The sequence below is a fragment of the Citrobacter sp. Cpo040 genome (genome assembly GCF_030332915.1).
GTDB classification, from domain to species: Bacteria; Pseudomonadota; Gammaproteobacteria; order Enterobacterales; family Enterobacteriaceae; genus Citrobacter; species Citrobacter portucalensis.
The window spans coordinates 95,162-106,899 of record NZ_JAOWGX010000032.1; the positions used below are offsets into that span (position 1 = coordinate 95,162).

Annotated in this window: 12 protein-coding genes; 4 read left to right on the top strand and 8 right to left on the bottom strand. The window is 52.2% G+C overall.

Features of this window, described 5'->3' with window-relative positions; genetic code table 11:
• Positions 1-2: 2 nt before the first annotated feature.
• From ulaC to ulaA, 3 genes are read right to left on the bottom strand one after another with little or no spacing between them, the layout of a single operon-like run.
• A complete protein-coding gene (gene ulaC, locus OGX86_RS02770) occupies positions 3-470 on the bottom strand; it encodes a PTS ascorbate transporter subunit IIA (RefSeq protein ID WP_006686330.1) in 468 nt (155 codons plus the stop codon).
• Positions 471-480: 10 nt separating this feature from the next.
• Positions 481-786 carry a PTS ascorbate transporter subunit IIB gene (gene ulaB, locus OGX86_RS02775; RefSeq protein WP_003025655.1) on the bottom strand — a complete coding sequence of 102 codons (306 nt, stop codon included), beginning with the start codon at positions 784-786 and terminating at the stop codon, positions 481-483.
• A 15-nt stretch (positions 787-801) separates the two neighbouring features.
• Complete coding sequence (gene ulaA / locus OGX86_RS02780) at positions 802-2,199, bottom strand: PTS ascorbate transporter subunit IIC (RefSeq protein WP_003830456.1); 1,398 nt, start codon at positions 2,197-2,199, stop codon at positions 802-804.
• A 367-nt stretch (positions 2,200-2,566) separates the two neighbouring features.
• Between ulaA and ulaG the strand changes: the two genes are divergently transcribed.
• On the top strand, positions 2,567-3,631 hold the full coding sequence (gene ulaG / locus OGX86_RS02785; RefSeq protein WP_286639265.1) for an L-ascorbate 6-phosphate lactonase: 1,065 nt from the start codon (positions 2,567-2,569) through the stop codon (positions 3,629-3,631).
• Positions 3,632-3,737: 106 nt separating this feature from the next.
• On the top strand, positions 3,738-4,493 hold the full coding sequence (ulaR, locus tag OGX86_RS02790) for an HTH-type transcriptional regulator UlaR (RefSeq protein ID WP_003025646.1): 756 nt from the start codon (positions 3,738-3,740) through the stop codon (positions 4,491-4,493).
• Here ulaR and yjfP read toward each other — a convergent pair.
• Positions 4,490-5,239, bottom strand: a complete 750-nt coding sequence (gene yjfP / locus OGX86_RS02795; RefSeq protein WP_048227203.1) for an esterase — start codon at positions 5,237-5,239, stop codon at positions 4,490-4,492. The two genes, ulaR and yjfP, sit on opposite strands and share 4 nt — an antisense overlap.
• A gap of 181 nt (positions 5,240-5,420) precedes the next feature.
• Here yjfP and bsmA point away from each other — a divergent pair, with 181 nt between their 5' ends.
• Together bsmA and yjfN are read left to right on the top strand one after the other, a co-directional pair.
• Positions 5,421-5,750, top strand: a complete 330-nt coding sequence (gene bsmA, locus OGX86_RS02800; protein WP_057066585.1) for a biofilm peroxide resistance protein BsmA — start codon at positions 5,421-5,423, stop codon at positions 5,748-5,750.
• A 147-nt stretch (positions 5,751-5,897) separates the two neighbouring features.
• Positions 5,898-6,173: a DUF1471 family protease activator YjfN gene (gene yjfN, locus OGX86_RS02805; RefSeq protein WP_003830465.1), complete on the top strand. Its 276-nt coding sequence runs from the start codon at positions 5,898-5,900 to the stop codon at positions 6,171-6,173.
• A gap of 86 nt (positions 6,174-6,259) precedes the next feature.
• Here the strand turns inward: yjfN and OGX86_RS02810 are convergent, their stop codons facing one another.
• From OGX86_RS02810 to nsrR, 4 genes are all read right to left on the bottom strand, one after another.
• Positions 6,260-7,882 carry an isovaleryl-CoA dehydrogenase gene (locus OGX86_RS02810; protein WP_128316756.1) on the bottom strand — a complete coding sequence of 541 codons (1,623 nt, stop codon included), beginning with the start codon at positions 7,880-7,882 and terminating at the stop codon, positions 6,260-6,262.
• 120 nt (positions 7,883-8,002) lie between these two features.
• Entirely contained in the window at positions 8,003-8,734 is a 732-nt protein-coding gene (gene rlmB, locus OGX86_RS02815; RefSeq protein WP_003830482.1) for a 23S rRNA (guanosine(2251)-2'-O)-methyltransferase RlmB, read from the bottom strand.
• Positions 8,735-8,806: 72 nt separating this feature from the next.
• Positions 8,807-11,269: a ribonuclease R gene (gene rnr / locus OGX86_RS02820; protein ID WP_103014489.1), complete on the bottom strand. Its 2,463-nt coding sequence runs from the start codon at positions 11,267-11,269 to the stop codon at positions 8,807-8,809.
• Between the two features lie 38 nt (positions 11,270-11,307).
• Entirely contained in the window at positions 11,308-11,733 is a 426-nt protein-coding gene (nsrR, locus tag OGX86_RS02825; RefSeq protein WP_003830485.1) for a nitric oxide-sensing transcriptional repressor NsrR, read from the bottom strand.
• Positions 11,734-11,738: the final 5 nt, after the last annotated feature.

Consider the following 11,738-nt stretch of genomic DNA (forward strand, 5'->3'; position numbering starts at 1 on the left):
TTTTAAACAGCCGCCGCAGTGGCGTTATCAATTAAATCCAACACTTCCTGCGCGGTGCGGCAGGCGCGTAAACGGTCAAAATTGGCTTCGTCATCAAAGAGATTCACGATCTGCATGATGCCCACTTCCTGATGCGTGTTGGCGTCAACTGCCGCCATCGTTATCAGAATATCGACCGGGTCGTTATCTTCGTGGTTAAACACCAGCGGCGTTTTCAGCGTCACCAGCGCAAAACCGGTTTTCTTAACCCCTTCCTCCGGACGGCCGTGCGGCATTGCCAGGCCTGGCGCAATCACAAAGTACGGGCCAAACTGCTCAACGCCATCAAGGATGGCCTGGTAGTAGCGTGGTTCAACCACATCGGCCTTAACCAACAGATCCACACCAAGCTTTACCGCTTCCTGCCAGGTACTGGCCTCGGCTTGCAAAAGGATGGAATTATTGTCTGCCAGCGAGTCACGTAATTTCATATGCCGCCCCTTACTTCACGTCCTGCGGGAAATGCGCTTTGATCACTTCCAGCAGTTTTGGTCCAAAATCGGCAGGAGACAGCATGTTGCGTACGCCAACGACATATTTATTGCCAGAAACGGTAATCTCACCGGCGATATGCGTAGAAGCGATGATGATATCCGCACCGCTCAGTTCACTTTTGTATTCACCCACGGCGCAGCTGTTTACCGTATGGTCAATATTTGACTGGGTTAAAAACTGGTCCACTTTCATTTTCATGATCATGGAACTGCCCTGCCCATTGCCACACACAGCCAGAATACGTACGGTCATAATCGGAACTCCTTATTAAGCAGAGTGTTCTGCCAGTTGTTTTTCTGCGTCTTCCTCAGCGCGCAACGTGCGTCCTGCGAAAAACATATAAGCCAGTGCAATCAAAATAATGACGGCCATAAACACGATGCCGATGGAGGCAAAGCCTTGCATCATCGGCGGTGCCAGAATTGACCAGTCCGCCATGCCCATCCAGGCGCTCATACCGGTGAGTTTCACCGCCCAAACGCAGCCGAAGATTTCGATCATCCCCATCACCAGGCAAATCTTGAGCGCCGCGCGCCAGCCGCCAAAGTGGTTAGCAAATACGCCGATAGTGGCGTTCGAGAAGAACATCGGGATAAAGCCTGGGATAATCAGGATGGAAGAGCCGCAGGCAACCAGAATACCTACTGCAATCAGTTGGCCGATGGTGCCCCACATAAAGCCCCAGACCACCGCGTTGGGGGCAAAGCTGTAAATCGCTGCGCAGTCGATAGCCAACACCGCGCCGGGGATCAGACGTTGAGAGATACCGTTGAACGCTTCTGAAAGTTCAGCAACGAACATACGTACGCCCTGGGTGATGATGAAGATAGCGACAGCAAACGAAAAACCGGTTTGCAGGATATAGACCGTCCAGTGGGTTTTACCCGCCATCGCCTGAACCACATCTATGCCGAAAGAGAGCAGGATCGCCCCGAAAAAGATGGTCATCACAATCGCGGTGGAAACGATGTTGTCATGGAAGATATTCAGCCAGCCTGGCAGCTTGAGATCTTCTACGCTCTCCTCTTTCTTACCCAGATACGGCGCGACTTTGTAAGCAATCCATGAGGCGAACTGCTGCTGGTGACCGATGGAAAAACCGCAGCCGTCGGTCACTTCCTGCGTCGGTTTGTACATCATATTGGAGGTAATCCCCCAGTAGAGCGACACCAGCACCGCGGTACAGATGATGGTGGTCCACATCGGGTAACCAAAGATGTAGAAAGAGACAGCAATCAGCCCCGCCTGCTGGAACATGATGTGCCCAGTCAGCATGATGGTTCGAATACCGGTAATACGCCGTAGCAGTACGTAACAAATGTTCAGCGCCAGCGCTAACAGTACGGCGTACCCTACCCAACTGTAGGCATCACCCATTCGTTCGATGGTTGCCATCATGGAGGCATAGGTATCGGAGATCGCGCCATTGATACCGTAAACCTCAGACATCTTCGCCACCACCGGTTTAAACGTGCTGGTCAGAATGCCCGACCCTGCCTGCAATAACATAAAACCGATAATCGTTTTGATCGTGCCTTTGATAATGACGCTGACACTTTTACGCAACAGGATATAGCCGAGGCAGGTCACAATACCCAACAGCAACGGTGCATTGGTCATGACCTGATTAAAAAAGACGGTAAAGATGTTGTAGAGGATCTCCATAACGATCTCCAGTAGACGAAGTTGCTGAACATTCATTACAGATGCCCAGGATGTTGTGCCCTCACTCTAATTTTCAAAAGTAATCACAACAAGATTGAATTTGATTAAATGTGATGAAGTACGCAAATAATTCTCTTACTTGCAGAGTGGATTTACTTCAAATTCATACACGCCAAAATAAATTCATTTAAAACAATAAAATACAAAAATACATTTCATATAAACCATCTTGTCACGTTGTAATTTGTTCACATTTTCCCATTCAACACCAAAAATCAGCGCATTGCCTTCTTGAGAAAATGATGTCAGTATCAATCAAAACAAATCATCATTTGATTCAACTTGAACAAACATGAAGGTAATTGCGATGAGTAAAGTAAAAAGCATCACGCGTGAATCATGGATTCTGAGCACATTCCCGGAGTGGGGAAGCTGGCTCAATGAAGAGATCGAGCAGGAACAGGTCGCACCCGGCACTTTCGCTATGTGGTGGCTTGGCTGTACCGGAATTTGGCTAAAGTCTGAAGGCGGAACTAACGTCTGCGTCGATTTCTGGTGCGGTACGGGTAAACAGAGTCACGGTAACCCGCTGATGAAAACCGGTCACCAGATGCAACGCATGGCGGGCGTGAAGAAACTGCAGCCAAACCTGCGCACCACACCGTTTGTTCTTGATCCGTTTGCCATTCGTCAGATCGATGCGGTGCTGGCCACGCACGATCATAACGATCACATCGACGTAAATGTTGCGGCAGCCGTCATGCAGAACTGTGCCGACGACGTGCCGTTTATTGGACCGCAGACTTGTGTGGATCTGTGGATCGGTTGGGATGTACCAAAAGAGCGCTGCATCGTGGTAAAACCTGGCGATGTAGTGAAAGTGAAAGATATTGAAATTCACGCGCTTGATGCGTTTGATCGTACGGCATTGATCACGCTTCCTGCCGATCAAAAAGCGGCAGGTGTGCTGCCGGATGGTATGGATGCCCGTGCCGTAAACTATCTGTTCAAAACGCCGGGCGGTACGCTTTATCACAGCGGTGATTCACACTACTCCAACTACTATGCAAAGCATGGCAATGAGCACCAGATCGACGTCGCGCTCGGATCCTACGGCGAGAACCCACGGGGTATTACGGACAAAATGACCAGTTCCGACATGCTGCGTATGGCGGAGGCCCTGAATACAAAAGTGGTGATCCCTTTCCATCACGATATCTGGTCAAACTTCCAGGCCGATCCTCAGGAGATCCGCGTACTGTGGGAGATGAAAAAGGATCGGCTGAAGTATGGCTTTAAGCCTTTTATCTGGCAGGTGGGTGGCAAGTTTACCTGGCCGCTGGACAAAGATAACTTTGAATATCACTATCCGCGCGGCTTTGACGACTGCTTCACGATTGAACCGGATTTACCGTTTAAATCGTTCTTGTGATCCACACAAAATGCCGGGCCATCCCGGCATTTTTTCCCATTTACTTTAGTATTTCCAGGCTATTTCAAATATCATCTTTTCAAATCAATTTGTATCGGAATAGCTCATGACTGAAGCACAAAGACATCAAATATTGCTGGATATGCTGGCGCAGTTGGGCTTTGTTACCGTTGAGAACGTGATTGAGCGTCTGGGGATTTCACCCGCCACAGCACGCCGGGATATCAACAAACTCGATGAAAGCGGCAAACTCAAGAAAGTCCGCAACGGCGCAGAAGCTATTACCCAGCAGAGACCGCGCTGGACGCCAATGAATCTGCACCAGGCACAGAACCACGATGAAAAAGTTCGCATTGCCAAGGCGGCATCCCAGCTTGTGAATGCGGGTGAAAGCGTGGTGATCAACTGCGGATCGACCGCCTTTCTGCTGGGTCGCGAAATGTGCGGCAAGCCGGTGCAGATCATCACTAATTATCTGCCGCTGGCAAACTATCTGATCGACCAGGAGCATGACAGCGTGATCATCATGGGAGGGCAATATAACAAAAGCCAATCCATCACGCTTAGCCCGCAAGGCAGTGAAAATAGCCTGTATGCCGGGCACTGGATGTTCACCAGTGGCAAAGGGTTGACCGCAGATGGACTGTATAAAACCGATATGCTCACCGCGATGGCGGAGCAGAAGATGCTTAACGTGGTGGGCAAACTGGTGGTGTTGGTCGATAGCAGTAAGGTCGGTGAACGCGCGGGGATGCTGTTCAGCCGCGCCGATCAAATCGACATGCTGATTACCGGCAAAAATGCGAACCCTGAGATCCTGCAACAGCTCGAAGCTCAGGGCGTGAGCATTATGCGCGTTTAAAGGTGCTGGCGGAAAAACGTCACCGTCGCAGCCAGCGCTTCTGGCGTGATGCGATGTCGTACGCCCGCTTCCCACAGGCAGGTCAGATTGTTGTCCAAACCTGCCTGAATCAGCGCTTGCTGTAAGCGGAAAGTTTCAACAGCCGGTACAACATCATCATCCTGTCCATGCCACAGCAGCAACGGCCTGTCAGCGAGGCGTGGTAACTGATGCGTAACATCCCATTCGGCAAGCGGGGCGATAACGGCATCAAATTCCGCCTGTTGCTCTGGGGTCTGAACCAGTAAAGGGGGAAACAGCGTCTGCGCAAGCCGGGTAAAATAGCCTGAACCCATCAGGCTGGCTACACATTTAACCTCAGGATGGCGCGCCATTATGCCCAATGCTGTCATTCCCCCCATCGACGCCCCACCGACGGCAAGCCGCTCATCTGAAAGCCAATTTTCCGCCACCAGCGCCGCACGTAACGTCGTAAACTCCTGCATATTTTGCTGCAAAATATGCCAGAAGCGATGCATCCGCACCTGGGCATCGCTTTTGAAGCGAGCGCCATGGTCTGGCGCATCTGGCATGACGACCCGGAACCCGGCCTGAGCCAGAGCAACGGCAAAATAGCTGTAAACCAGGCTTGAAGAGGTAAACCCGTGATAGAAGATAATACAAGGGAGTGAACATTCGCGTTTGCCAGCCGGAACGGCGTGCAGGACAGGGATACCCGCCAACTGTCGTGTTTCAATTTCGATCATTTGTCGCCTCTTTCTTTCTGGTATGCCATGCAGCAATACTTAACGCAAGCGAATGTGTTCGGCAATGATTCATAATGTTGAGAACTGGGTTACGCTTTCGCAACATTTTCATTCGAAAATCGCGTGAGAGATAACAATTCGGGAACATTCCCCTAAAGGGAAATTAATAAGGCACTACACTATGGCTATCAGGAAACGAGATAGAGTTATGCGTCGGTTTGCCTCTTTGTTGTTGGTTATGTTTTTAAGCGCCTGTAGTGTGCTACAGGGAACGCCACAACCCGCACCGCCAGTTGCCGACCACCCGCAGGAGATCCGCCGTGACCAAAGTAATGGGTTACAGCGATTAGGGACGGTTAGCGCGCTGGTAAGAGGCTCTCCGGATGATGCGCTGGCAGAGATCCGTGCCAAAGCCGCCGCGGCTAAAGCTGATTACTACGTGGTTTTATTAGTGGATGAAACTATCGTGACAGGCCAATGGTATTCACAGGCTATTTTGTATCGTAAATAACATTGGGTTGAAATTTAGTCAGCTTTACATTGCTTTGCGCCCCTATGCGTTTACCTGTGCACAATAAACCAACAGCAGGAAGCTTGAGGTTTATTATCGCGATGGAATGCCCTGCCGTGTGTAGGGGTACGAATAATGGAGCTGACGATGAAACAATCACTTGCCTTATCCTCACTGCTGCTTTCTGCCGGACTGGTAGGTACTACGGCGCAGTCTGCCGAATTCGCCAGTGCTGACTGTGTTACTGGCCTGAACGAAATTGGCCAGATATCTGTCAGTAACATTGCAGGAAATCCGCAGGATGTAGAACGTGTTGTCGCGTTAAAAGCGGATGAACAAGGTGCCTCATGGTATCGGATCATTCAAATGTACGAAGATCAGCAGCCCGACAACTGGCGCGTACAGGCCATACTCTATGCTTAACACATTGCCAGATGGCGTAAACTTATCTGAGCTACAGTGAACTGTAGACATGATAAGACGCGAAAGCGTCGCCATCAGGCATATTATTACCGTAATCCCCCCGTTGCCCGCAGAAGCAAATCATTCAGCACCTGCTCAGACAATCGTAGTCCCCCCCGCGTATCAAGCATCATTTGGCACCAGGCCTGCGCCACTGGTGGAGAGGCATAGCGCAACATCTGCGCTCCGCAACCAAGCTGGAAAAGCTGCTGCGTAATCTCCCGCCCCAATGCCTCGCTGGGTTTACGTAAACGCTGCTGGAGCTGACGTACCATTCGATCGTAATGTCGGTCTTGCCCTTTGACTTCCGCAAAGGCTTCACTGAGCATCTCGTATATGCCGGGTTGTTTGGTCAGTACCCGCAATACATCAAGGCACATAATGTTACCAGAGCCTTCCCAGATACTGTTTACCGGCATTTCACGATACAAACGCGGCAGCTCGCTCTCCTCGCAATAGCCAATCCCACCCAGCACTTCCATCGCCTCTGCCACAAATGGCATACCGCTTTTGCAAACGGAGAATTTCGCTGCTGGCGTGAACAACCTGGCCCACAGCGCTTCTTTAGCATCAGCACGGCGGTCCCAGGCCCGCGCCAGTCGAAACAGTAACGCCGTTTGACCTTCCAGTTGGAGCGCCATCCGACCTAACACTTGACGCATCATCGGCTGTTCAATCAATGGCTTGCCAAAAACCTGTCGCTGGTGAGCATGGTAAATCGCGACGGAAAAAGCACGCCGCATCATACCGTGACTACCGAGCGCACAGTCAAAACGCGTCATCCCCCCCATTTTCAGGATATGGCGTATACCTTCCCCTTCTTCACCCAATAGCCAGCCAATCGCATCGTGGAATTCAACCTCGCAGCTGGCGTTGGAGCGGTTGCCTAACTTATCTTTCAATCTCTCAAGACGGATAGCATTACGCTGCCCGTCAGGTAAAAATCGCGGCACAAAAAAGCAGGATAATCCCCCCTTAGCCTGGGCCAGCACTAAATGGGCATCGCTTTGCGGCACGGAGAAAAACCACTTATGTCCCACCAGCAGATACGAGCCGTCAGCAAGACGTTCTGCCTGAGTGGTATTGCTCAGCACATCTGAACCACCCTGCTTCTCGGTCATGCCCATACCGATAAGCAGCCCACGCTTTTGCCCACCGGGCAGCAAATGCGAGTCATAACGGTCGCTTAGCAGCGGCGTAAGCCAGTCGTGAAAGGGGGCGGGTAACATTTGAAGTAACAGCGGCGTGGCGGCAAAAGTCATGGTCACCGGACACAACGTGCCAGCTTCAACCTGCGCATGCAGCATGAAACGCGCCGCCCGGGCAACAAATGTTCCCTGCCTCACATCTTCTTCCCAGGCCAGATTATGTACGCGGTTGGCGCACAATCCCTGCATCAGCAAATGCCAGGCAGGATGAAAACGCACATCATCCAGCCGCTGCCCCTGCGGGTCGTAGCGCAACAGTTCAGGTGGAAAAGCATTGGCCAGACGGCCCAGTTCGAGCGACTCGGCAGTCCCTAGCTGCTGACCAATACTGGCGAGAAGATCGCTGTCCCAACCAGCGCCTTCGCGGATAACCGCTTCGCACAGCGCGCCATCGGACAAATATAAGTTACTGTTATTGAGCGGTACAGGTTGGTTAAAAACGGTATGCGTTTGCCAGTGCATTGTGTCTCCCTCCGTCAATGGCCGTCGCTTTAAGTATGGTCAGCCAGACAAGAGAGTGCCTGGGATTCAGGTCACAAAAAAGCCATCCCGAGGGATGGCTTAAGAGACATAGAGAATGAATTAGCCGCGCTGGCGGACGGCTTCAAACAGGCAGATGCCCGTCGCAACTGAAACGTTCAATGACGAAACGCTCCCTGCCATCGGGATGCTGATCAGTTCGTCACAGTGTTCACGGGTCAGACGGCGCATACCTTCACCCTCTGCGCCCATCACCAGCGCCAGACGACCGGTCATTTTGCTCTGATAGAGAGTATGGTCGGCTTCACCTGCGGTTCCGACGATCCAGATATTCTCTTCCTGCAGCATACGCATGGTGCGCGCCAGGTTGGTCACGCGGATCAGCGGTACGCTTTCTGCCGCACCACAGGCCACTTTTTTCGCCGTCGCATTCAACTGTGCGGAACGATCCTTCGGTACGATTACAGCATGTACGCCAGCGGCATCGGCGCTACGCAGGCATGCGCCCAGGTTATGCGGATCGGTGACGCCATCGAGGATCAAAAAGAACGGCTGATCGAGCGTAGCAATCAGATCCGGCAGATCGTTTTCCTGATACTGACGGCCCGGCTTCACGCGAGCAATAATCCCCTGATGTACCGCACCCTCGCTTTTCTCATCCAGAAACTGACGGTTAGCCAGCTGAATGACAACACCCTGTGCTTCCAGTGCGTGGATCAGCGGCAGCAGGCGTTTATCTTCACGACCTTTGAGAATAAAGACGTCCTGGAAGCGCTCAGGCGCACGTTCCAGCAGGGCCTGCACCGCATGGATGCCGTAAATCATTTCACTCATGAATGTACTCGTTAATAGTTTATGCGTAACGCCGGGCAACGCGAAGGTTGCCCGACTTACAGTCTATGGCTGTTATTGTGCGACTTTCTTTTTCGCCGCACGTTTAGCTTTAGTGGCGGCAGCAATTTTAAGCGTTTTTGCCGAGGGCTTTTTCGCTTTTTTATCGCCTTTCTTCTCAGCCGCATTCTTATCCGCCTGAGGTTTGGCTCTGCCTTTCTTCTCGCCGCGGAAAGCGCTGTCCGGCTCGAAATTCACCTTTTTGCCCATCTGACGACGTTTACCGGTATTTTTACCCGCATCGCCTTTTTTGGCTTTTTCGCGGGCGGTTTTACCTTCATTACGCGGCGCACGTTCGCTGGAGATCAAGCTGAAGTCGATCTTACGCTCGTCCATGTTGACTGCTTCCACGCGAACTTCCACGCGATCGCCCAGGCGATACATCTGGCCGCTGGATTCCCCCGTCAGGCGCTGCCCAACCTGGTCGAAACGATAGTAGTCGTTATCCAGAGAGGAGACATGCACCAGACCGTCGATAAACAGTTCATCAAGACGGACAAAGAAACCAAATCCGGTCACGCTGGCAATCACGCCTTTGAAGACATTACCCACCTGGTCCAGCATAAAGTCGCACTTCAGCCAGTCAGAGACATCACGCGTGGCTTCATCAGCACGGCGCTCGGCCATCGAACAGTGCTGACCCAGTTGCAGCATCTCTTCCATCGAATAATGGTAGCCACCGGTTTCCGTGGTGTTGCCCTTATGGCCCTGCTCCTGCGCCAGCAGATACTTAATCGCCCGGTGCAAGGAGAGATCCGGGTAACGACGAATCGGTGAAGTAAAGTGTGCATAAGATTGCAGCGCCAGGCCAAAGTGACCACGGTTTTCCGGATCGTAAATCGCCTGCTTCATCGAACGCAGCAGCATGGTTTGCAGCATTTCTGCGTCAGGACGGTCAGCAATCGACTCCAGCAGTTCAGCGTAATCACGCGGCTCAGGTTTGTTGCCACCAGGCAGCTCCAGCCCCAGCTCTGACAGGACGGAACGGAACGAGTTAATCGCTTCGGTCGTCGGCTTATCGTGAATACGGAACAGCGCTGGCTCTTTGGCTTTCTCAACGAATCGTGCCGCGGAGATGTTCGCCATGATCATGCACTCTTCAATCAGCTTGTGCGCGTCGTTACGCTGCGTCTGCTCGATACGCTCAATACGGCGTTCAGCATTGAAGATAAACTTCGCCTCTTCACTTTCAAACGAGATACCGCCACGCTCTTCACGGGCCTTATCCAGCACTTTGTAGAGGTTATGCAGCTCTTCAATGTGTTTAACCAGCGGTGCGTACTGCTCACGCAGCTCCTGGTCGCCTTGCAGCATATGCCAGACCTTGGTGTAGGTCAGACGTGCGTGGGAACTCATGACCGCTTCGTAGAATTTAAAGCCAGTTAAGCGGCCTTTCGACGAAATGGTCATTTCACAGACCATACACAACCGGTCCACCTGCGGGTTGAGTGAACACAATCCGTTAGACAGCACTTCCGGCAGCATCGGAACTACCTGCGACGGGAAGTAAACGGATGTGCCACGGCTACGCGCTTCCTGGTCCAGCGGAGTCGGCGGGCGAACGTAATAGCTTACGTCAGCAATCGCCACCCATAAACGCCAACCACCGCCGCGTTTCTTCTCGCAGTAGACCGCATCGTCGAAGTCGCGCGCATCTTCGCCATCGATAGTCACCAGCGGCAGGGAGCGCAGATCGACACGTCCTGCTTTCGCCTCTTCCGGCACTTCTTCTTTCAGCCCGGCGACCTGTTTCTCAACCGCCTGCGGCCAGATATATGGGATTTCATGAGTACGCAGGGCCATATCAACGGCCATGCTGGTTCCCATGTTGTCACCCAGCACTTCAACAATTTTACCCACCGCTTTAGTGCGGCGAGTTGGACGCTGGGTCAGTTCAACGACAACCACAAAGCCCATACGAGCGCCCATTACCTCTTCCGGCGGGATCAGAATATCGAAGCTCAGGCGGCTGTCGTCTGGGACGACAAATCCAACACCAGCGTCGGTGAAGTAGCGGCCGACAATCTGGCTGGTTTTCGGCACCAGTACGCGCACAATACGCGCTTCGCGGCGACCTTTACGGTCCGCGCCCAACGGCTGCGCCAGCACCTGATCGCCATGAATGCAGGTTTTCATTTGCTCGCTGGACAGATACAGGTCATCTTTGCGGCCTTCAACGCGCAGAAAGCCGTAGCCATCACGGTGGCCAATAACGGTACCTTTCAGCAGGTCGAGACGCTCCGGCAGCGCATAGCATTGGCGACGGGTGAAGACCAGTTGTCCGTCACGCTCCATCGCGCGCAGGCGACGACGCAGCGCTTCTTGCTGCTCTTCACCTTCAATATTGAGTTCAGCGGCCAGCTCATCGCGGTTGGCCGGCTTTTCACGTTTAGTTAAATGTTCGAGGATAAATTCCCGGCTCGGGATAGGATTCGCGTATTTTTCTGCTTCGCGTTCCTGGAAAGGATCTTGTGACATGTCGGTTCCTCCGTCATCATCGCTGCTGGCGGGAGTCGTTACTCCACCAGCAATAATTTATAAAGCGGTTGATTCTTTTCAACCAAATCAGCAAGTGTGTAGTTGTCCAGTTCCGTGAGAAAACTTTGCACTGCTTTAGAAAGCGCCTGTTTGAGTCGACAGGCCGGGGTAATGTGGCAAAACTCGCTGCTACAGTTGACCAACGATAAGGGTTCCAGCTCGCGAACTACATCACCAATACCAATATCCTTAGCGGGTTTACCCAGGCGGATACCGCCATTTTTTCCTCGAATAGCAGTAACAAAGCCCGCCCGGCTAAGTTGATTGATTATTTTGACCATATGATTACGGGACACGCCGTAGACTTCTGTCACCTCAGAAATACTGGTCATACGTCCTTCGGGAAGTGACGCCATGTAGATTAGCGCACGTAATCCGTAATCGGTGAAACTTGTTAACTGCACATCAA

What these genes read in the sequence shown, in the direction of transcription:
- ulaC (WP_006686330.1), bottom strand. Translation starts at nt 470, where the DNA reads ATGAAATTACGTGACTCGCTGGCAGACAATAATTCCATCCTTTTGCAA.
- ulaB (WP_003025655.1), bottom strand. Translation starts at nt 786, where the DNA reads ATGACCGTACGTATTCTGGCTGTGTGTGGCAATGGGCAGGGCAGTTCC.
- ulaA (WP_003830456.1), bottom strand. Translation starts at nt 2,199, where the DNA reads ATGGAGATCCTCTACAACATCTTTACCGTCTTTTTTAATCAGGTCATG.
- ulaG (WP_286639265.1), top strand. Translation starts at nt 2,567, where the DNA reads ATGAGTAAAGTAAAAAGCATCACGCGTGAATCATGGATTCTGAGCACA.
- ulaR (WP_003025646.1), top strand. Translation starts at nt 3,738, where the DNA reads ATGACTGAAGCACAAAGACATCAAATATTGCTGGATATGCTGGCGCAG.
- yjfP (WP_048227203.1), bottom strand. Translation starts at nt 5,239, where the DNA reads ATGATCGAAATTGAAACACGACAGTTGGCGGGTATCCCTGTCCTGCAC.
- bsmA (WP_057066585.1), top strand. Translation starts at nt 5,421, where the DNA reads ATGGCTATCAGGAAACGAGATAGAGTTATGCGTCGGTTTGCCTCTTTG.
- yjfN (WP_003830465.1), top strand. Translation starts at nt 5,898, where the DNA reads ATGAAACAATCACTTGCCTTATCCTCACTGCTGCTTTCTGCCGGACTG.
- OGX86_RS02810 (WP_128316756.1), bottom strand. Translation starts at nt 7,882, where the DNA reads ATGCACTGGCAAACGCATACCGTTTTTAACCAACCTGTACCGCTCAAT.
- rlmB (WP_003830482.1), bottom strand. Translation starts at nt 8,734, where the DNA reads ATGAGTGAAATGATTTACGGCATCCATGCGGTGCAGGCCCTGCTGGAA.
- rnr (WP_103014489.1), bottom strand. Translation starts at nt 11,269, where the DNA reads ATGTCACAAGATCCTTTCCAGGAACGCGAAGCAGAAAAATACGCGAAT.